The organism is Lentzea guizhouensis (genome assembly GCF_001701025.1).
Lineage (GTDB): Bacteria > Actinomycetota > Actinomycetes > Mycobacteriales > Pseudonocardiaceae > Lentzea > Lentzea guizhouensis.
In genome coordinates, this window is record NZ_CP016793.1 from 2,698,476 (window position 1) to 2,718,237 (window position 19,762).

14 protein-coding genes are annotated in these 19,762 nt (G+C 70.7%); 4 read left to right on the forward strand and 10 right to left on the reverse strand.

Annotation, left to right across the window (positions count from 1 at the left end; genetic code table 11):
* Nucleotides 1–134 precede the first annotated feature (134 nt).
* From BBK82_RS13505 to BBK82_RS13525, 5 genes are all read right to left on the reverse strand, one after another.
* Nucleotides 135–2,078 carry an acetoacetate--CoA ligase gene (locus tag BBK82_RS13505; RefSeq protein WP_065915335.1) on the reverse strand — a complete coding sequence of 648 codons (1,944 nt, stop codon included), beginning with the start codon at nt 2,076–2,078 and terminating at the stop codon, nt 135–137.
* A 76-nt stretch (nt 2,079–2,154) separates the two neighbouring features.
* On the reverse strand, nt 2,155–2,907 hold the full coding sequence (locus BBK82_RS13510; RefSeq protein WP_065915336.1) for an ESX secretion-associated protein EspG: 753 nt from the start codon (nt 2,905–2,907) through the stop codon (nt 2,155–2,157).
* Nucleotides 2,904–4,199 (reverse strand): PPE domain-containing protein, encoded by a 1,296-nt coding sequence (locus BBK82_RS50195; RefSeq protein ID WP_065915337.1) that lies wholly within the window; start codon nt 4,197–4,199, stop codon nt 2,904–2,906. The genes BBK82_RS13510 and BBK82_RS50195 overlap by 4 nt, the downstream gene beginning before the upstream one ends.
* Nucleotides 4,193–4,705 carry a hypothetical protein gene (locus tag BBK82_RS13520; protein ID WP_154697290.1) on the reverse strand — a complete coding sequence of 171 codons (513 nt, stop codon included), beginning with the start codon at nt 4,703–4,705 and terminating at the stop codon, nt 4,193–4,195. The genes BBK82_RS50195 and BBK82_RS13520 overlap by 7 nt, the downstream gene beginning before the upstream one ends.
* A 132-nt stretch (nt 4,706–4,837) precedes the next feature.
* Nucleotides 4,838–5,479: a dienelactone hydrolase family protein gene (locus tag BBK82_RS13525; RefSeq protein WP_065915339.1), complete on the reverse strand. Its 642-nt coding sequence runs from the start codon at nt 5,477–5,479 to the stop codon at nt 4,838–4,840.
* 75 nt (nt 5,480–5,554) lie between these two features.
* Here BBK82_RS13525 and hisC point away from each other — a divergent pair, with 75 nt between their 5' ends.
* Nucleotides 5,555–6,622: a histidinol-phosphate transaminase gene (gene hisC / locus BBK82_RS13530; RefSeq protein ID WP_065915340.1), complete on the forward strand. Its 1,068-nt coding sequence runs from the start codon at nt 5,555–5,557 to the stop codon at nt 6,620–6,622.
* Between the two features lie 51 nt (nt 6,623–6,673).
* On the opposite strand, the gene BBK82_RS13535 is transcribed toward hisC, so the two are convergent.
* The 4 genes from BBK82_RS13535 to BBK82_RS13550 all read right to left on the reverse strand — a co-directional run bounded on the left by BBK82_RS13535 (nt 6,674) and on the right by BBK82_RS13550 (nt 17,238).
* Nucleotides 6,674–7,426 (reverse strand): sulfite exporter TauE/SafE family protein, encoded by a 753-nt coding sequence (locus tag BBK82_RS13535; RefSeq protein WP_065915341.1) that lies wholly within the window; start codon nt 7,424–7,426, stop codon nt 6,674–6,676.
* A gap of 122 nt (nt 7,427–7,548) precedes the next feature.
* Entirely contained in the window at nt 7,549–10,677 is a 3,129-nt protein-coding gene (locus BBK82_RS50200; RefSeq protein ID WP_154697291.1) for a carboxypeptidase-like regulatory domain-containing protein, read from the reverse strand.
* A 234-nt stretch (nt 10,678–10,911) separates the two neighbouring features.
* Complete coding sequence (locus BBK82_RS13545) at nt 10,912–13,962, reverse strand: carboxypeptidase-like regulatory domain-containing protein (protein WP_154697292.1); 3,051 nt, start codon at nt 13,960–13,962, stop codon at nt 10,912–10,914.
* Between the two features lie 150 nt (nt 13,963–14,112).
* Nucleotides 14,113–17,238, reverse strand: coding sequence for an SdrD B-like domain-containing protein (locus tag BBK82_RS13550; RefSeq protein ID WP_154697293.1), 3,126 nt, complete (start codon nt 17,236–17,238; stop codon nt 14,113–14,115).
* A 268-nt stretch (nt 17,239–17,506) separates the two neighbouring features.
* Here BBK82_RS13550 and BBK82_RS13555 point away from each other — a divergent pair, with 268 nt between their 5' ends.
* The 3 genes from BBK82_RS13555 to BBK82_RS13565 all read left to right on the forward strand — a co-directional run bounded on the left by BBK82_RS13555 (nt 17,507) and on the right by BBK82_RS13565 (nt 19,232).
* The gene (locus BBK82_RS13555; protein ID WP_065915345.1) at nt 17,507–17,938 is read left to right on the forward strand and encodes a helix-turn-helix transcriptional regulator; all 432 of its coding nucleotides are present in this window, start codon (nt 17,507–17,509) and stop codon (nt 17,936–17,938) included.
* Between the two features lie 11 nt (nt 17,939–17,949).
* Complete coding sequence (locus tag BBK82_RS13560; protein ID WP_237048176.1) at nt 17,950–18,363, forward strand: VOC family protein; 414 nt, start codon at nt 17,950–17,952, stop codon at nt 18,361–18,363.
* Between the two features lie 158 nt (nt 18,364–18,521).
* Nucleotides 18,522–19,232, forward strand: coding sequence for a class I SAM-dependent methyltransferase (locus tag BBK82_RS13565; RefSeq protein WP_237048178.1), 711 nt, complete (start codon nt 18,522–18,524; stop codon nt 19,230–19,232).
* 17 nt (nt 19,233–19,249) lie between these two features.
* Here the strand turns inward: BBK82_RS13565 and BBK82_RS13570 are convergent, their stop codons facing one another.
* Nucleotides 19,250–19,762, reverse strand: coding sequence for a hypothetical protein (locus tag BBK82_RS13570; RefSeq protein ID WP_218920613.1), 513 nt, complete (start codon nt 19,760–19,762; stop codon nt 19,250–19,252).

A 19,762-nucleotide genomic window follows, 5' to 3' on the forward strand; every position in this document is an offset into this window, starting at 1 on the left:
GACATAGGTTACACAGGTCCTCAACCGAGTTGCAAAACGCCCCCCTCCTAACCCGAAACCTGCTGGTCAGAGCACGTTCAGAGGGCCGGAGAGGGGCGTTAAAGCCCTGGTCACCGCAACCGGAGTGACCTAGATCATTCCGAGGCGAGTTCCAGGAAGGGTTGGAGGGCCTCGGGATTGCGGAGGGCGTCGCGGCTGACGGCGCGGTCGACGTCCACGCCGGCGAGGATCTTCTTCACCGGGACCTCGCACTTCTTGCCGTTCAACGTGCGCGGGATCTCGGCGACGGCGACGAAGCGGTTGGGGACGTGGCGGGGTGACAAGGACGAGCGCAGTTCCTTGCGCAACAACGGTTCCACGTCTGCCAGAGTGACTCCGTCGAGTACGACGAAGCAGAGCAGCTCGCCTTCGGTGACGCCCGAGGTGTCGATCACCAGGGAGTCGGCGACGCCGTCGATCGACTCGACGACGCGGTAGAACTCGGAGGTGCCCATGCGGACGCCGCCGCGGTTGAGGGTCGAGTCGGAGCGGCCGTAGATGACGGCGGAGCCGCGCGGGGTGATGCGGATCCAGTCGCCGTGGCGCCAGATCCCGGGGTAGGTGTCGAAGTAGGCGTCGCGCAGGCGGGAGCCGTCGGCGTCGTCCCAGAAGAAGACCGGCATGGACGGCATCGAGCGGGTGATCACGAGCTCGCCCACGGCGTCCGACAGGGCGTTGCCCGCCTCGTCGAAGGCCTGCACGGCGGCGCCGAGGGCGCGGCAGGAGAGTTCGCCGAGCCACACCGGGCGGTCGGGGGAGGCGGCGACGAAGGCCGTGCAGAGGTCGGTGCCGCCGGAGACCGAGGCGATCTGGACGTCCTTGCCGACGGCGGAGGCGATCCAGCGGAAGCCCTCCGGGGTCAGCGGGGCGCCGGTGGAGCCGACCACGCGCAGGGCGGTCAGGTCGTAGTGCTCCGCGGGCTCCAGGCCCTCCTTCAGGCACGACTGGACGTACGGGGCCGAGGTGCCGAAGTAGGTGACGCGGTGCTGTTCGGCCAAGTGCCACAACGTGTTCAGCGACGGGTGGGCCGGGCTGCCGTCGAACAGCACGATCGTGGTGCCCACCAGCAGGCCGGACACCAGGTAGTTCCACATCATCCAGCCGGTGGTGGTGAACCAGAAGAAGCGGTCGCCGGGGCCGAGGTCGCCGTGCAGGGCCAGCATCTTCAGGTGTTCCAGCACGATGCCGCCGTGGCCGTGCACGATGCCCTTGGGCAGGCCGGTGGTGCCGGACGAGTAGAGCACCCAGAGCGGGTGGTCGAACGGCACCGGGGTGAACTCCAGCGCGGCGCCCTCGTGCGTGGCCAGCAGTTCGGAGTAGGACAGGGTGTCCGGCAGGGTGGCGCCGTTGTCCAGGTAGTCGATCAACACGGTGGCGCGCAGCGACGGGATCTGCGAGCGGATCTCCTCGACGACCGGGCGGCAGTCGAACGACCGTCCGTTGTAGACGTAGCCGGAGACGGCGACGAACACCACCGGCGAGATCTGGGTGAAGCGGTCGGCGACGGCGCGGGCGCCGAAGTCCGGGGAGCAGGACGACCACGTGGCGCCGAGCGAGGCGGCCGCCAGGAACGCCACCAGGGCCTCGGGGGCGTTCGGGACGAGGCCGACCACCCGGTCGCCGGCGGAGACGCCCAGGGACGCCAGGGCGGCCCGGAAAGCGGCCACGCGGGAACGCAGGGCGCCGAACGTCAGGGAGTACGTCAGGCCGTCCTCGCGGTGGAAGATCACGGCGAGGTCGTCGTCACCGCCGCGGCGCAGCGCGTGCTCGGCGTAGTTCAGCGTGGCGCCGGGGAACCAGGACGCGCCGGGCATCTGCGCGGAGGCCAGCACGCGTTCGGCCGGCGAGTGGAACGACACGTCGAAGTACGCGGCCACGGCGCCCCAGAACCCCTCGAGGTCGGAGACTGACCACTCCCACAGCGACTCGTAGTCGGGGAAGTCGTGGCCGCGCTCGCTCAGCCACGACCGGAACGCGGTCATCCCGTTGTCCCTCGTGGGGTCCGGGCGCCACAGCAGTTCGACGTCGGTGTCGGTCATGCCCCATGTGTAGCTGGTGGAACGCGCCTCGTCCATGTGGTGTTCGCGGACAAGAACGCACCCGGCTGTGTGGGGGTCAGCCGGCCAGGACCTCGTCGACGGCCGAGGTCAGCCGGGCCTGGTCGGCCGGGGCGAGCACGAGCCAGCCGTCCTGCCTGCGCAGCAGGTAGCGGCCCTCGCGGGTGTCCAGCCAGGACACCGAGCGGCCGGTCGGGCGCGGCACGCCGTCGCGGTTGCGGGCGGTGAGGCCCAGCTCACCGCCGCCGATGCGGGAGGTGACGATCCGCATCAGCGTGTGCGCCTCCGGCTCGCGGATGCCGGCGTCGCGCAGGACGTCCAGGAACGCCTGCACGCCTTCGCGTTCACCGGCCTCGCCCGCGCGCAGGTAGTCGTCCCACCGCACGTTGACCGAACGGCCGGTGCCCGGCGCCAGGCCGGGCAGCGACGAGACCGTGGCGGAGGCCAGCGCGTTGGGGCGGAACTCGCGCAGGTGGACCTGGTCGTTCACCCGCGCGGCGAACGACCCGCTCCAGCCGGCGCACGCGAGTCCGCGCGCCAGCTCGGTGCCCTTGAAGTACGCGATCTCGAGCGCCCGGTCGAACTCGCCGAGGCCGCTCACGAGCGTCCGCAGGTAGTCGTCAGGGCGGTCGATCGTGCCGAGCCCCCTGGCGTAGAGCGTCTGGGAGCTCTGCTCGGCGAGACGCCGCCGCGCCGCTCGGGTGGCCCCGACGTGGGGCGTGCCGAGCGGCACGACGCGGTCCTCGCCGTGCACGGCCTGCCACAGCAGGAAGAACTCCTGCGAGCTGACCGTGAAGCGTCTTTCGCTCACTGACCGATCACCGGCGGGGCCGCCTTGCGGTCCAGACCGAAGACGTTGTCGTCCTCTTCCAGGTAGCTCGCGCTCTTGTGCTCGCGCTCGTCGTTCTGGCCACCGGCCGCGGGCGCGCCGGCCGCCATCGGCGCGGCACCCATCGCGAGCGGGTTCTGGAACGCCCTGGTGGTGTTGCCGGTCGCCGCCGACGACGCCGCCGCGGCCGCACCCGCGCCGGAACGACCTTCGTTCAGCACGCCGGAGCCACCACCGGCGTGCTGGTGGCACCCGCCACCGCCGCCACCACCTGGCCGCCCTGTCCGGCGGCCGGCACGCGGCCGAAGCCCACGCCTCCGGTGAAGCCACCGCCGCCACCGCCACCACCGCGGCCGCCGGAGCCACCGCCGTAGCCGCCACCGCGAGGCGTTCGTGTTTGCTCGGTTCTGCGGCGTGGTCGCCGGAACCGGACCGGCCGCGCCACCGCCGGGCGTCGTGCCGTCCGGGCCGGAGGGCGTGCGGGTACCGGTGCCGGAGTCGACGAGCACCGGGTTGACCGGGTTCACCGGCGGGGTGAACTGCGACGGCACGGTCTGGTCGACCGCGGCCGAGTTGCGCTGGAACGCCGCCATCACGTCCGCGGCACGCCGGTGCGACGCGTCGTTGGCCGCGAGGGCGTCGACCGCGCTGGTGCCGACGGTGCCGAAGCCCGCGAACGAGCCCTGCTGGGCGATGAGGCGGTTCTGCTCCGGGGTGTAGCTGTTGGCGTCGACCGCGGAGTGGAGCTCCTGCTGCTCGCGCAGCCGGGAGACGAGCGCGGGACGCGGCTCGACCACCGCCTCCGTCGGAACCGGGGGCTCCGGCGCCTTCGGCGGTGGCGGCATCGCGGCACGGGCTGCCTCGACGTTGCTGGTCTCGGTGGTGATCGCCGAAGAGACCTTCTGGGCGTAGGTGGCGGTGTCGTGGACCCAGTTGGTGACCTCGGTCAGGCCGTCGCGGGCCAGTCGCGCCGACTCGCCGTCCCAGCCGACCGTGGAGTCCTCGACGGCCTTCAGCAGGTTCTCGCGAACGCTCGCGATGTCCTCGCCGATCTTGTTCCAGTTGGTGGCCGCGGCGTTGGCACCTTCTAGGTTCACGCCGGTGTGCACCATGTTGTAGAGCTGCTCGTGGGTGTAGGTCATCCAGTCGACGGGCTCGTGGATGTCCTCGCGGTTCCACTTGTCCTTGTCGTCGTGCCCGTGGCCGCCGTTGCCACCGTGGCCGTTGCCACCGCCATGGCCGTTGCCGCCGCCGTGCCCTCTCTGGCTCACCACGAACCCCCGTGCTTCTGCATCTGGTACTCGGCCTCTTCGTCGGCCTTCTGCGTCTCGTCGCGGTTCTTCTTCAGCGCGTTGCTGATGTCACCGAGCACGTCGTAGAGGTCGAGCAGCGCCTTGGCCGCACCGGAGTCCTCACCGACGGCGATGTCCTGGAACCGCGCGCTGATCGCGTGCGCGACCGGGTTGTCGCCGAACTGCAGCGGCGTCGCCAGCTGGTTCTTGGTCCGCTCCCACAGGGCCATCACCTGGTCGCGCGCGTCGTCGACAGCCTTGATCAACGCCTCCGCCGCGCCGGCGTCGAGCTGCAGCCGCCCGCTGTCCGCCGCGTGGTCCAGCTTGGCCGCCGCATGGCTCGCCGCGGCCTTGTCCACCAGCATCTCCGTCTGGAGTGCCGGCTTCGCCGCCGCGAGCTGGTCCGCGGTGATCGGCGTGGTCGTCGCCGTGCTCACCGCGGGCGTCTCGGTACCCGTCGGAGTTCCTGTCCCAGTGCCTTCAGCCATCCTCAACCCCCTGCACTGCTTGGTCGTCACCGCAGCACTGGGCGTTACTCACCGCTACACCCAGTCAGCCGTCCGAAGCACCCCTTAGATGTACCTGGACGACGGTTCGGTTCCAATCCGCCGTAAAGACTCTTACCTCATGTGTGCGTCGAACCAGTTCAACGCACGAGACCACGCTTCGTCACCCGAAGCGTCAAATCGGACCAGATCAGACGCGGACTCGGAGCTCGCTACGGCGTCCCGAAGCTTGTTGACCTCTTCGGAGTCGTCGTCGCGGTAGATGCCGAGCCACGGGCAGGAAAGGTCACTCGCCACGTCGACGAGGGCGGGCAGCCCGTCGGAGAGCGGTTCGAGGATGCCGGGGCCCTGCACGGTGACGGCCGCCCCGATCGTGCGACTCGCGGCGACCACCATCGCGACGGTGCCGCCGATGTCGAACCCGACCACACCCATCCGGTCGGGGCTGACACCCTGCTGCCCCAGCCAGACGAACGCGACGTCGGTGTCCTCCAGCAGCCGGTCGCCGGAGAGCTTGCTGACCTGTTCCCTGATGTCGTCGCCGTGCACCCGGTCGGCCTCGTACAGGTGCGGTGCGACGGCGAGCCAGCCCTCCGCGGCGAGGCTGCTGACGAGCGTCCGCACGCCCGCCGTGATGCCTCGGGCCTCGTGCAGCACCACGAGCCCACCCCGCACGGCACCGTCCGGTTCCGCGATCGTGACCCGCAGCTCGCGGCCGTCGGTCAGGGCAAGCGTCTCGACACGGGTAGTGGTCATGCGCCCACCCTCGCACGGCGGGGTGAACTCCAGTCAACGTGACCAATCGGACGGAGCAATGCGAGGATCGGGTGCATGACCGTGCGAACCCGCGCTGACCTGGCGTCCCTGCCCTCCTACGTGCCCGGCAGGACCATCCCCGGCGCCATCAAGCTCGCGAGCAACGAGGTGTCCGCCGGCCCGCTGCCCAGCGTGGTCAAGGCGATCGCCGACGCCGCCACCGCCATCAACCGCTACCCCGACTCGGGCAGCGCGGAACTGACGGCCCGGCTGGCCGACAAGCTCGGCGTCCCCGCCGACCACCTGGCACTGGGCTGCGGCTCGGTGACCCTGTGCCAGCAGCTCATCCAGGCCACCTGCACCCCGGCCGACGAGGTGCTGTTCGCGTGGCGGTCCTTCGAGGCGTACCCGATCGTCACCCACGTCGCGGGCGCGCAGCAGATCCGGGTCCCGCTGACCTCCGAACACGTCCACGACCTGGACGCGATGGCGGCGGCGATCACCCCGAACACGCGCATCGTGTTCGTCTGCAACCCCAACAACCCGACCGGCACCGCGCTGCGCACCGAGGAGATCGAGGCGTTCATCGACCGCGTGCCCTCGGACGTGCTGGTGGTGATCGACGAGGCCTACAAGGAGTTCGTCGACGACGCCCACATCCCCGACGGCGTCGAGCTGGCCAAGCAGCAGTGGGCGCTGGGCCGCGACAACGTGGCGGTGCTGCGGACGTTCTCGAAGGCCTACGGCCTGGCGGGTCTGCGGATCGGCTACGCGGTCGCCCCGCCGGCCGTCGCCGACGTGCTGCGCAAGGTCTACGTGCCGTTCTCGGTGAACGCCCTGGCCCAGGTGGCCGCGATGGCGTCGCTGGACGCCGAGGACGAGCTGATGGTCCGGTGCCGGGCGATCGTGGCGGAGCGGGTGCGGGTGCGCGGCGAGCTGCAGGCGATGGGGTACGAGGTGCCGGAGTCGCAGGCGAACTTCGTGTGGCTGCCGCTCGGGGAGCGCACGGCGGCGTTCAACGAGCACTGCTTGGCGCACAAGGTCGTGGTGCGCGCGTTCGTGGGTGAGGGGGCCCGCGTGACGGTTGGAGAGCCGGACGAGAACGACGCGTTCTTGGCGGCGGCGCGCGCGTTCCTGGCGTGAGCTGAGGCTGCGGGCTTCTGCCGTCAGGTGGAAGCCCGCGGTCCGTCAGGACTACGACTTCATGAGCAGCTGCACGATCGCGGCCAGCCCCACCACCACGATCACGCCCCTCAGCACCGTCGGCGAGAGCTTGCGGCCCACCTTCGCGCCGATCTGCCCGCCCACCACGGACCCGACGGCCAGCAGCAGCACGACCAGCCAGGCCACGTCGGCGATGAAGATGAACAGCACGCCGGCGACCAGGTTCACGAACGCGGTCAGCACGTTCTTCAGCGCGTTCATGCGTTGCAGGTGCTCGTTGACGAGCACGCCCATGATGCCCATGACCAGCACGCCCTGGGCGGCGCCGAAGTAGCCGCCGTAGATGCCCGCCGCGAAGACGCCGAGCCACAGCAGGACGCCGCCGTCGCCGGTGGTGCGGCGGTGGGAGAGCTTGCGGTTGAGCCAGGGCTGGATGACGACCAGGACCAGGGCGATGACGATCAGCACCGGCACGATGGCGGTGAAGGCCTTGTCGGGGAGGGTGACCAGCAGGATCGCGCCGACAATGGCGCCCAGGACCGAGGCCGGGAGCAGGCGGACGATGCGCGACTTCTGGCCCTTGAGCTCCTCGCGGTAGCCCCAGGCACCGGACAGCGAGCCGGGGACGAGGCCGAGGGAGTTCGAGACGTTCGCGACCACCGGCGGGTATCCGACGGCGAGCAGCACGGGGAACGTCACGAGCGTGCCGCTGCCGACGACGGTGTTGATGCCGCCTGCGAACACACCCGCGATGACCACCGCGATTGCTTCCCAGACCGTCATGTCACCCCCAGGTACCCAATGGTTAGCGACGCTAACACTCCACTCGGGACAGCGAAGTGTGGCGCTGATGACAACAGGGCCGGCACTCAGGGTGAGTGCCGGCCCCGTAGGTGGATCTTCAGCTATGCGCGCTTGCGGCCGATAACGCTGGCCCCGACGCCGAACGCCACGAGCAACGCGCCCAGCACGCCCAGGCCCAGGACGCTGGCACCGGTCTTGGCCAGCACCTCACCGCCACCACCGGACGCGACCGGGGTGCGGGCGACCGGCGCCTGGTTCTCGGGCAGCGGGTAGCCGGGGTCCTCGACCTCGGGACCGGGCACCAGGTAGGCGCGCTGGCGCACCGAGGGCCCGTTGACGACGTGCAGGTACGGGTTCGAGTGGCGGAACTCGACCTGCCACGGACCGGGCACGACCACGTGGTAGCGGCCGACCGGGAGGTCGCGCAGCAAGAACACGCCGTCGGCGCCGGTGACGGTGCGGGCGACGGGCTCCAGCGAGATCCTGTCGACCAGCACGACGGGCATGTCGGCCACCGGGGTGGCCTGGCCGCCGTTCGGGTCGTCCCGCACCAGCTCGAGGTGGGCGACACCGCGCTGACCCGGCACCCGGAACTCGTCGCCGGCCTGGGTCGCACCGGGGTCGTGCGGGTCGGGGCCGATGCTGCAGCCGATCGTGGCGTACCCGATCGCAGGCGAGTCCTTCGGCTGCTCACCGGACACCCGGACCGTCTTCGTCTCGCCGTTCGCCACCGGCACACCGGCGCCGTTCCACACCAGGTCGCCCCAGCCGGCACCGCTGTTGTAGATCTCGCCGGCGTCACCGGGACCGCTGCAGTAGGCCTTCACCGCGGGCAGGTCCGCACCGGTGTTGTTCGTGATCGTCACGTCCGCCTGATAGTCCTGACCGGCCGCGTACGAACGCTGCACGAACCGCACCGAGGCGGGCAGCTTGTCCGACAACGGCCGCACGCCCCTGATCTCCACCGGCGTCTCGACGCCCGCGGAGATCGTCGCCTCGACCGGCACGGCGCGCACCCAGCCGTCGCGGAGCTCCGCGTTGACGCGGTAGGTGCCGAGCGGCAGGTCGCGGAACACGACCCGGCCGGACGCGTCGGTCCTGCCGTCGCGGTAGCCGTTCGAGCTGGTGCCGCCGGACGTGGACACCGGGGTGTCGCCCTGCTCCTCACCGGCGTCGCGCCGGCCGTTGCCGTTGCGGTCCGCGTACACGTGGACCGCGAGGTCACCGCTGGGGTAGGTCACGTCGGCGACCGGCTGGACGACGTTGTCGGCCAGGTTCGGGTCCTGGTGCAGGTAGCCGCTGTCGACGACCAGCCTGAGCGTGACCTGACCGTCGGCGGTCAGGGTGTAGGGCACCTGGCCGACGAGGGTGACCTCACGGCTCTCGCCCGGCCACAGCTCGACGCCCCGCGCCGGGTACGCCCCCAGGTCGCCGAACTGCTTGCGGTCGTAGTCCATCTCGCCGGTCACGTACTCGCTGCGCACCTGCGCGCGCAGGGCGAACCCGGTGCCGACGTGCTTCGCGACGACCTTGAGCTTCAGCGGCTCGCCGACGTCGTAGGAGTCCTTCTCGAACTTCGCGGTGATCGCGAGGTCGGGCACGTTCGCACCGAGGTCGGGGACCTCGGGACCGGGCACGACCGACAGCGCCACCTCGTTCGACCGGTCCGCGAGCACGTCCACGACGAACGGCGCCGCGGACTTCCACCTGCCGGCCACGACCAGCTCGACCCGGCCGACCGGCACGTCGTAGGCGAGGAAGGCACCGTTGCGGTCGGTCTTGATGCTCTTGAGCAGGCGCCGGGTGGTGGCGTCGAGCACCGCGATCGGGGTGTCCGCGATCTTCTGCCCGTTCTCGGAGTTCTCCAGGGTGCCGGAGAGGTCGCCGAACGTGCCCTTGATCGACGCGTAGATGCCCTGGACCGACTTGTAGCCCTGCGAGTTCCGGCCGTTGTTGCCGAACTTGCAGAAGGCGTAGACGGTGCGGTAGCGCATGTTCTGCGGCACCTCGTCGGTCACCTCGACGGTGACCGATCCGCCGGCGGGAACCACGACGCCGGCGCCGTCCGGGTGCAGCGCACCCCAGCCGGGACTGGTGCTGCGCAGGTAGTCGGGGCTGTGCTCCTCGCAGACCGCGACCACGCCGGACAACGGCCGGGTGCCGCTGTTGGTCAGCGTGACGGTGATGCCGAGCTTCTCGTCGCGGTGGTAGGTGCTCTTGCCGAACGCCATCGTGGCGCCCAGCACGGAGTCGACCGCGGGCACGGCCGGCAGGGTCACGGTGGTGTGCTTGCCGTTCTCGACGACGAACGTCGAGTGCGCCGGGTCGATCACGTAGGTGTTGCTGCCGGAGTACAGCTGCGTCACCACGTACTCGCCGACCGGCAGGTCGCCGAACCGGAGCTCACCGACGGCGCTGCTCAGCACCGAGCGGGTGACCTGCGGCGTCCCACCGCGGACGTACACGTAGGTGTTGTCCAGGTCCTCGTTGAGGTCGGGGCTGCCGTTGCCGTTCTTGTCGACGTAGAGCAGGCCGCCGGCGGTGCCGACCTCCTGGCGGATCTTGACGCTCCCGGTGACGCCGTTGTCCCCCGGCGTCGGGTCGGCGACGCCGTCGACGGTGGCGCGGAACTCGACCCTGACGTCCTTCGACCAGTCCCACTTCGGGCGCAGCTTCAGGTTGATGACCTTCTGCTCGGCCGGCCGCAGCGACGGCCGCGACCCGAGCTCGTCGGCGCCGGAGACGATCCAGGCGTCCTGGACGTGGTGGCTCAGCCGGATCCCGGCCGCGGGCGCGGCACCGGAGTTGCGCACGACCAGGGTCGCGTCGACGTCCTCACCCGGCCGGTACTCGGCGCGGCCGAAGGTCAGCTGGACGGACAGGTCCGGTCGCGATGGACCGCCCTCCCACCCGTCCTGCGGCGGCGGGGGCGTCTCCTCCGGCTTGGTGTCCGGAGTGGACGGGAGATCCGGCGTCGTGCCCGGCGGAACCGGTGCCTGCGACGGCGGAACGGACGGCTCGGTGGCCGGCGTGGACGGCGGCACGGGTTCGGTCGACGGCGCCGGGTCCGGTGTGGACGGTGGCGTCGTCGATGGTGTCGTCGGCGGCGTCGCGGGCTCGCTCGGCTGGTTCGACGGCGTCTGCTCGACGCTGGTGGCCGGCGTCTCCGGCTCCTGCGCGAACGCACCGGCGCTCGCACCGCCGAACGCGATCAGCGCGGCGGTGGTCATGGCCCCGATCTTGAGCAGGGCACGGCTGACCGATCTCTCGGACAATGGATCCCCCAAAGACCCTCATGGTGATGGGTCCGCAGACGTCAGAGCCCCCGCACGCGTCCGCAAACGCCGTCAACCTACCTGACCGGATCCGCAGGTGAGAAGCGGTTTCAGGTCACACTCCACTTCGGACGCCGACGAACAGGGCCGGCACCCGCGGTCGGATGCCGGCCCCGTCACGTCAGCGGGCTACGCCGGTCTGCGCCTCGCCGCGGCACGAGCGCCGATGCCGAACGCCACCAGCAACACCGCGACCACACCGAGCCCGAGCACGCTCGCACCGGTCTGGGCCAGCGCCGTACCGCCACCACCGCCGTTCCCGGCGCCACCACCGGACGGCGGCGCCGGCTGACCGGGCTGCGGCTCGTCACCGGGCAGCGGGTGGCCGGGGTCGGTGACCTCGGGACCCGGTACCAGCCGCACCCGCTGCACCCACTCGTGCGAGGTGGTGGTGACCCACAGGTACGGCAGGTCCGTGCGGATCTCCGGCTTCCACGGACCGAGCACCACCGGCTCGTACAGGCCGACCGGCAGGTGCGTGACGACGAACTTGCCGTCCCAGCCGGAGATCCCGCGGCTGACGATCTTCTTCGTGAGCGCGTCCACCAGCACGACGACGGTGTTCGTCACGGGCTGCTCGTCGTGCAGCAGGATGCCGTGCAGGTCGCCGAACTTGCCGACCACGGAGACCCGGTCACGGCCCATCGGGTTGCCCTGCTCGCCGAGGTCCGGCCCGAACGTGCAGTAGGCGGAGGCGAAACCGATGTCACCGGCCTCCTCGGGCAGCTGCCCGGAGACGCGCAGCCGCTTGGTCTCGCCGTCGCGCACGGGCACGCCCGGTCCCTCGTAGGCGAGACCGCCCCAGCCGGGACCGATGTTGGCGATCTCGCCGCGGCCACCGGGACCGGAGCAGAACGCGTGCACCGCCGGGATGTCCTCGCCCGTGTTGTTCGTGAGCTCGACGTCCATCTCATACGCGTCGCCCGGCGCATACGTGCGTTGCGTGAACCGCACGGACGCCTTGAGGAAGTGCGACAACGGCCGCACAGCGCGGATCTCGACCTCGGTGACCGCGTTCTCGTTGATGGTGACCGTCCGCGGGCCCGCGGAGAGCCAGTCCCCCGGCATGATCGTCGTGGTGTAGGTGCCCACGACCAGATTCGCCAGCACCAACCGGCCGTCCGGACCGGTCTTGCCGGGGTACTCGCTCACCGAACCGGACCGGCCCAGCGCGGTCTCGGCACCCGCGACCTCCTCGCCGGCGTCCCGCTTGCCGTTCTCGTTCTCGTCGCCGTAGACCAGGACCGACAGCGTGCCGCGCGCGGCCGTGAGCGGGGCCTCGATCTCGACGCCGTTGTTGGCCGGGTTGGCGTCCTGGCTCTCCACGACCGGGTGGAAGCGCACGACGCTGTTGGGCGTGTACCAGGGCGCGCGGCCGGTGATGAGGAACTCGCGGCTCTCACCGGGTCGCAGCTCGACACCGCTCCCGAAGTTCCGCGCGTCGCCCCACTGCTCGGGGGAGAAGTCGAGGTGCGAGCCGGGACCGGGGCTGCGGGAGCCCATCCGCAGTGAGGCCGAGTGCCCCGTACCGATGTTCGTGACCACGACCTTGGCCTGGATGTGGTCGTCCAGGTCGTAGCCGGGCCGCAGGAACTCGGCCTTGATCTCGAAGTCCGGCGCGTGCAGCGTCGGGTCGGGCACCTGCGGTCCCGCGACGAGCCGGAGGTCGGCCCGCACCGACTGGTCGGCCAGCACCTCGGCGGTGACCGGGGCGCCGTCCTCGGTGCGCCACGGACCCACGGCCACGAGCACGACCGGGCCGGTGCGCACCTCCCGGATCTGCCACGAGCCGTCGAACGCGGTGGTGGTCGCACCCAGCACGCGCCTGGTGGCCGGGTCGAGCGCGACCACGACCGTGTTCCGCAGCGGGGTGCCGTCCTCGGCGTTCACCGCGGTGCCGGTCAGGTCGCCGACGATGCCGGTGACCAGCGCGGTGGCGGTGTAGCCGCGGTAGCCGTCGGTGTGCCTGCCGTTGTTGCCGAACGCGCAGGAGGCGTAGAGCCGGTGGTCGGAGGTCGCGGGGACCACGTCCGGGATCGTGAGCGTCTTCGTCTCCCCCGCCGCCAGTGCGACGCCGGGACCGTCGGGGTGCAGCGGTGCCCAGCCCGGTCCGGTGCCGTCGATCTCACCGGGGTTGGCGTGGGGGTTGCACACCGCGACGACGTTGCCCATCGGTTCGCTGCCGGTGTTGGTGAGCGTCACGGTGATCGCGACGGCGTCTCCCCTGGCGTAGCTCGCGCGGTCGAACGTCATCTGCGCGGTCAGCGTGTCGGACGTCGGCTTCACCACCGGGATCTCGAGTGTCGTGGTCCCGCCGGCGTTGACGACGAACTCGCTGTGCCCCGCCTTGACCGCCAGCACCTCGCCGTGGCTGATCCGCTCGACCACGTACCTGCCGGCCGGCAGCGCGGAGTCGGTGAAGAGGCCGTTGTTCCTGGCGTCCAGGTACTTGGACGTCGTCGGCCGACCACCCCTGATCTGCAGGTAGGCGCCGCCGAGCCCCTCACCCGCGTCGGCACGGCCGTTGCCGTTGTGGTCGCGGTAGAGCACCCCGGTCACGGCGCCCTTGTCCTGGCGGACGATCACCTCGTCGGCGTCGTGGTTGTCGGCGGGGGTCGGGTCCGCCGCACCCGCGAACGTGGCACGGACGTCGGCCCGCCCCTGGGCGACCTCGGGGTAGTCGGTCCGCAGCACGAGGTCGATCACGTGCGTGGCGCCGGGAGCGATGTCCGGGCGGGCGTTCAGCCGCTCGTGACCCGTCTTGACCCAGAGGTCGCGCAGGTCGGTGCCGATGCGGACGTCGTCGGCCTGCGCGGTTCCCCTGTTGCGGACGGTGATCCGCAGCGCGATGTCGGACTCCGGCAGGTACTCGTCCTGCGCGAACTCGGCGTCGATCGTCAGATCCGGCTGTGGGACAACGACCTCGAGGTCTGCCCTGCGCTGTTCCGGAACCGCCGGTGCCTCCGGTGTGGACGGTGCCGGCTCGGTCGAGGAGGGCGGTGCGGGCTCACTCGGCGGCGTGCTCGGCGGAGTTGTCGGCGGAGTGCTCGGCGGGGCAACGGGTTCTGATGACGGCGGCACGGGCTCCGTGCTCGACGGCGGTGCCGTGCTCGACGTGGACGGCGGGGTGGACGGGTCCTGCTCCTGCGCGAGGGCTGCCGGAGCGAGCGTCCCGAACACCAGCAAAGCGGCTGTGCACGCCCCCAAAGAACGTAAGACGGATCTGGCTGACCTACCTGACATGTGTCCCCCTCTTCGACTTGCGGTGGAACGAGCGCGGGGCGGTGTTCGTGGTGAACACCGCCCCGCGACGAATCAACTCACCGGTGCTCAGGCCGTCCGGCGCCGTCCTGCCAGGCGTGCGCCGAAGCCGAACGCCATCAGCAACGCGGCGGCCAGGCCGAGACCGAGCACGCTGGCACCGGTCTTGGCGAGCGCCTCCTGCACGCCGCCGCCGTTGCCGCCGCTCTCACCGGTGCCGGTGGCACCGCCGGGTGCGGGCGAGGCACCGCCGCCGGGACCGGGCTCCGGCTGCGGAGCCGGCACGACGAAGAAGTTCGCCTCTTCCGCCCTGCCGGCGCTGATCCGCACGAAGTCGTACCCCTGCTCGACGGGCTGGAAGCCGGCGACCTTCAGCGTGTAGTCACCGGCCGGGACACGGGCGAAGTCCGCCAGGCCGTTGGCGTCGGTGACCGTCGCGAGGGTCTCGACACCCTCCGGGTAGGTGTGCAGCGCGACACGGGTGTTCGCGACGGCCTCACCGGCGTCGATGGTGCGGTTGCCGTTGAGGTCGTGCACGACGTGCGCCTTCAGCGAGCCGAAGCCGCCCGGCACGCGTGCCGAGTCGGCCGCCCACGGGCCGTCGGTGTTGTAACCGGGGTTCGGCTCGAAGTCGCAGCCGACGCGCACGACGCCGATCTCGAAAGCCGCTGCCGGCACCTTCTCGGTGGCGATGAACGTCTTCGTCTCGCCGGCACCGACGGTCACGCCCTTGCCGGGCGGGAGCAGCTCGCCCCAGCCGGAGGTGTCGTTGCCGTACGGCCCGCCACCGAGCTGGTTCCCGTCACCGATCCGGTTGCATCCGGCCTGGATGCCGCTGATGGCCCGGTCGCTCGAGTTCGTGAGCGTGATGGTGATCTTGGCTTCCTCGCCGACCTGGTACACGTCCTTGTCGAGCGTCATCGTGGCGCTGAGCGACTCGCTGTACGGCCGCTCGGCGCGCGCGGTGAGCTGCACCGGCTTGCCGGGCTCGACGCGGACCCGCGTGTCGCCGTCGGCGTGCACGATCCAGCCGTCGGCCAGCGTGTAGCTCAGGTAGTAGTCACCGGACGGGAGGCCGGGGAACGAGAACCGGCCCTCTGCGTCCGTGGTGGTCTGGTTGCTGCTGTGCGGCAAACCGCCACCGGCCTGCACGATGACGCCCGCCGCGGCCTCGCCTGCGTCCTGCTGCCCGTTGCGGTTGCGGTCGACGTAGACGACACCGGAGATGTCGCCCTTCGACTGCGTGACCGGGACCTCACCGGAGATGCCGCAGTTGCAGGGGTTCGGGCTGCCGATCCACTCGATCATGCTCGACGGGCGCAGCTTGCCGTCGTAGAGGTTGGTGATCGGGCCGGCGAGCTCGAACGTGCGGGTCTCACCAGGTGCGAGCGCGATGCCGGCCGCGTTCCAGCCGAAGTCGCCCCACTGCTCGTTCGCGATCCCGACGTTCGACAGCGGCCACATCAGCCGGGTGCGCTCGGCGGTCTTGCCACCCATGTTGGTGACGGTCGCCGTCATCCGGACCGTCTCGTGCGACTCGTAGCTCGGCTTGTCGAACTTCAGCGAGCCGCGGACGTCCGCGTCGGCCGTGCCGGGAACCATGAAGTACGTGGCACTGGAACCGTTGTCGGTCTCCGGGATCCAGACCGGCATGGAACCGCTGCCGCCGGAGGTCTTCCAGCCGTTCTTGAACAGGCCGAAGTACCGCCCGGCGGGGACTCCGCCGAACACGATCTTGCCGTCCGGCCCGCTCGTGAACGCGGCCGCCTTGGCGCCGGTGGCCTCGTTGACCAGGTCGACCTCAAGGCCGATGAGAGTTTCACCGGGGTCGTGCCAGAAGTTGCCGTTCTTGTCGTGGACGAAGGTGACCGGGAACGTGCCGCCGCTGGTCACCTTGGCCGACGTGGCCACCTGCGGGCCGTCCGCGTTCCAGCCGACGTTCGGCGCGAAGTCGCAGACCAGCCGGACCACGCCGGAGTCGAGCGCCGCCTGCGGGATGGCCTCGTCGATCACGATCGTGCGGCTCTCACCGGCGGCGAGCGTGACACCGGGATTGTTGAACACGGCCCAGCCGGGGCCCGTGCCGAGGTGGTTGGCGTCGCCCACGCGGTTGCAGCCCGCCTGGATGCCGCTGATCGGGTGGTCACCCTTGTTGGTGAGCATCACGGTGATCTTGGCGGTGGCCGGGAAGCGGTAGGTCGCCTGGTCCAGCGAGGCGGTCGCCGTCAGCACCTCGGAGATCGGCCGCTCGGCGCGCCCGGTCAGCTCGGTCGTCTGGTCCGGCGCGACCTGGAAGTCGGAGCTCGGGCCACCGCGGACGACCCAGCCGCCCGGCAGCTCGAAGTACGGGGAGTAGTAGCTGCCCGTCGCGACGCCGGTGAAGCTGAACCGGCCGTCGGAGCCGCTGGTCGTGCGGTACTCCTGCGCCGGGACGCCGCCGTAGATGCTGACGACGCCACCGGAGACGGCCTCGCCGGCGTCGGCCTGGCCGTTGCGGTTGGCGTCGGCGTACACGAAGCCGGACACGTGCCCGGTGGTCCTGACGACCTGCGCGGTGGTGAAGAAGTAGTTGTCCTGCTGGTCGGCGTCGCCGTCCTGCGGGGTGACGTCACCGCTCACGGACAGCATGCCCATGTGGTCCAGGTACGAGATCGTGCCGGACACGGTGACCGTGCGGGACTCGCCGGGCGCCAGGCTCACGCCGGGGCGGTGACGGGCGAGCTCACCCAGCTGCGCCGAGTCGTAGTTGAGCCCCCACACGTTCGCGTGCAGCGCGTTCGCCGTCACCGAACTGTTGTTGGTGTAGGTCAGCGTGAGCGTGACCGACTCGTGCGAGGCGTAGGTGCTCTTGTCGAGCGACGCCGTGGTCTTGACGTTCGGCTTGACCGGGACGGCGGCCTTCTCGTCGGCCTTCGGCTTCTGCGGCACGGGTGCCTGCGTGCCGGTCGGGACGATCGGCGCGGTCTGCGTCGGCGTCGGGGCCGGCGGTTCGACCGGGGTCTGGCTCGGCGTCTCGCTCGACGGCGGAGGCGTGGTGGTCTCGGACGGCGCCGGTGTCTGCGACGGCGTCTCCACCGGCGTCTCGACCGGCGTCCCGGTCGGTGCCGGCGTCACCGTCTCCGACTGGGTCGGCTCGGTGCTCGTCGGCTCTTCCTGCGCGAACGCGGCGGCGGAGGTCCCTCCGAACGCGAGCACGGCAGCGGTGGTCAGGGCCGTGAACCTGAGCAGGGCACGGCTGACCGATCTGTCGGACAATGGATCCCCCAAAGACCCTGTGGTGAGTGGTCCGCCGGCGTCAGAGCCCCCGCACGCGCCCGCAAGACGTCCGGAAAGTACCGCAGTGCTCCTCGTCCGGGGAAGTCTCGAATGAGACACAAAAGTGCGCACGTGCTCCGAATCTCGCATTCCCGACGGTCTTTCGGGGTCGAAAGTCGCGGACCGGGAAATGGCCTCACGAGGTGGCATGCTGGTGGCCGTGACACCCGAGGACCTCGCGCACCTGCGGCGGGCTCGCGACCTGATGGACCGCGAGTACGCCAAGCCGCTGGACGTGCCCACGATGGCCCGTGCCGCGCTGATGTCGCCGTCGCACTTCTCCCGCCGGTTCCGCGCCGCGTACGGGGAAACGCCGTACGGCTACCTGATGACGCGCCGGATCGAACGGGCGAAAGCGTTGCTGCGCCTGGGAGAGCTGTCCGTGACCGAGGTCTGCGTGGCGGTGGGCTGCACCTCGCTGGGCTCGTTCAGCGCGCGGTTCACCGAGCTGGTCGGCGTGCCGCCGTCGGCCTACCGCGCGCGGTCCCACGCGGAGTTGGCGGCGGTGCCCGGATGTCAGCTCAAGGGGCTCACCAGACCGAGCAGATTTCGAGAAGCGGCACCGCGCCGGGCTACCTAATGTCTGCGGACATGAAGCTCTCGCACACGTTCATGTTCGTCCACGACCAGGACGCCGCGCTGAAGTTCTACCGCGACGTGGTGGGTCTCGAGGTCCGCACCGACGAGACGGTGGAGAACGAGTACCGCTGGCTCACCGTCGGTCCCGCCGGGCAGCCGGAGCTGGAGATCGGGCTGTCGCTGATCGGCCCGCCGGTGCCGCCGACCGACCACGAGGCGCTGCACGCGTTGCTGGCCAAGGGATCCCTGCAGGGCATCATCTTCGAGGTCGACGACGTGGACGCGAAGTTCGAGTCCGTCCGCGCGGCCGGTGCCGAGGTCATGCAGGAGCCGATCGACCAGTTCTACGGCGTGCGGGACTGCGCTTTCCGCGACCCGTCCGGCAACATGATCCGTTTCTCGTCCGCGCGTTCCGCTCAGCGGTAAAACCGCTTGGGAATCCCGCTCGGGCGTGGTTGAGTGAGGTCTCCACCTACGAGACAAGGTCGATGCCATGGGCAGCCCCGGACACACCGGGCCGCTCCTCCGCAGTGCCCGGTGACATTCGCTCGCACTTTTCCAAGCGATCACCAGGAGCATCCACCTTGACGTGGTACACCTCTTTCTTCACCGATCTCGCCAACACCTTCTGGCGCGGTGCCGTTCCTCCTTCGTTCACGACCGCCGAGATCGACTTCGTGGCCGGTCTCGTGCCGGCCGGGTCACGGGTGCTGGACGCGCCCTGCGGCAGCGGCCGGCACAGCGTCGAGCTGGCCGGACGCGGATTTCAGGTCATCGGCCTCGACATCTCCGCCGAGGCGGTCGAGCACGCCCGCGCGTCGTCCTCCGCCGTGGACTGGCGGCTGGGCGACGTGCGCGACCTCGCGTCCGAGGGCGTGGTCGCCGACCTCGCCATCTGCATGGGCAACAGCTTCGGCTACCTGGAACACGAGGAGAACGCGCGGTTCCTCGCCGACCTGGGCCGGGTCGCGCCCGTGCTCGTGGTCGACTACGGCTGCACGGCCGAGTCGTTGCTGCCGAACCTGCCCGGCGAGCTGCACATGTCCGCGGGCGGGGTCGACGTCCTCGCCGCCAACACCTACGACGTGACCACCGGCCGGATGCTGATCGACTTCACGTTCCGCTCCGGTGAGCGGGTCGAGCGGTCGACCTGCGTCCAGCACGTCTACACCGCGGGCGAGCTGAGCCGGATGCTCGGCGCGGCCGGGTTCTCGTCGGTCGAGCTGTACGGCGACACCGACGGCAGCGCGTTCCGGGTCGGCAGCGGCAGGCTGCTGGCGGTGGCGCGCCGCTGATGGTCGCGGGGCGGTCCTCAGTCCTCGTAGGAGGGGTCGGGGACCGCCCTGCTCCAGGAGTCCTCGAACTCGCGTTCCCCGATCTCCATCGGCGCGTACTGCGGGTCGTGCAGGTCGATCGGCGGGTTGAACGGCCAGCCCTCCATGGTGGAGCTGAGCAGCGTGCCGTCCGGCTTGAGCTCGACCTGCCGCAGCTGCCGGCCGTCCTGGCCGATCTCCAGCAGGTACGTGCTGCCGTCGTGGAACCTGCGCAGGTAGACCCGCTCACGGCCGGCCAGCACGCCGAACCCCGGCAGACCGCGCTGCTGCTCGCGCTCGGCCCGCATCCGGCGGAGCGCCGGGTCGCGGTCGACCTCGCTCAGGTCGAGCTCGTCGAGCCCCCACTCCTGCGCCTGCGCGAGCGCGTCCGGGTTGGTGATCACCTCGACCTCGGCGAGGGTCAGCACGATCTGCTCGGCCGAGTCGGCCCAGATCCACCAGGACAGCCCGCCCATGCCGTAGTCGTGCAGGACGAGGAAGCGGCTCGGCAA

Excerpts from the sequence above, each read along its gene's own strand:
- BBK82_RS13560 (WP_237048176.1), top strand. The coding sequence starts at position 17,950 with ATGAAGCTCTCGCACACGTTCATGTTCGTCCACGACCAGGACGCCGCG.
- BBK82_RS13505 (WP_065915335.1), bottom strand. The coding sequence starts at position 2,078 with ATGACCGACACCGACGTCGAACTGCTGTGGCGCCCGGACCCCACGAGG.
- hisC (WP_065915340.1), top strand. The coding sequence starts at position 5,555 with ATGACCGTGCGAACCCGCGCTGACCTGGCGTCCCTGCCCTCCTACGTG.
- BBK82_RS13535 (WP_065915341.1), bottom strand. The coding sequence starts at position 7,426 with ATGACGGTCTGGGAAGCAATCGCGGTGGTCATCGCGGGTGTGTTCGCA.
- BBK82_RS50200 (WP_154697291.1), bottom strand. The coding sequence starts at position 10,677 with ATGACCACCGCCGCGCTGATCGCGTTCGGCGGTGCGAGCGCCGGTGCG.
- BBK82_RS13525 (WP_065915339.1), bottom strand. The coding sequence starts at position 5,479 with ATGACCACTACCCGTGTCGAGACGCTTGCCCTGACCGACGGCCGCGAG.
- BBK82_RS13520 (WP_154697290.1), bottom strand. The coding sequence starts at position 4,705 with ATGGCTGAAGGCACTGGGACAGGAACTCCGACGGGTACCGAGACGCCC.
- BBK82_RS13555 (WP_065915345.1), top strand. The coding sequence starts at position 17,507 with ATGCTGGTGGCCGTGACACCCGAGGACCTCGCGCACCTGCGGCGGGCT.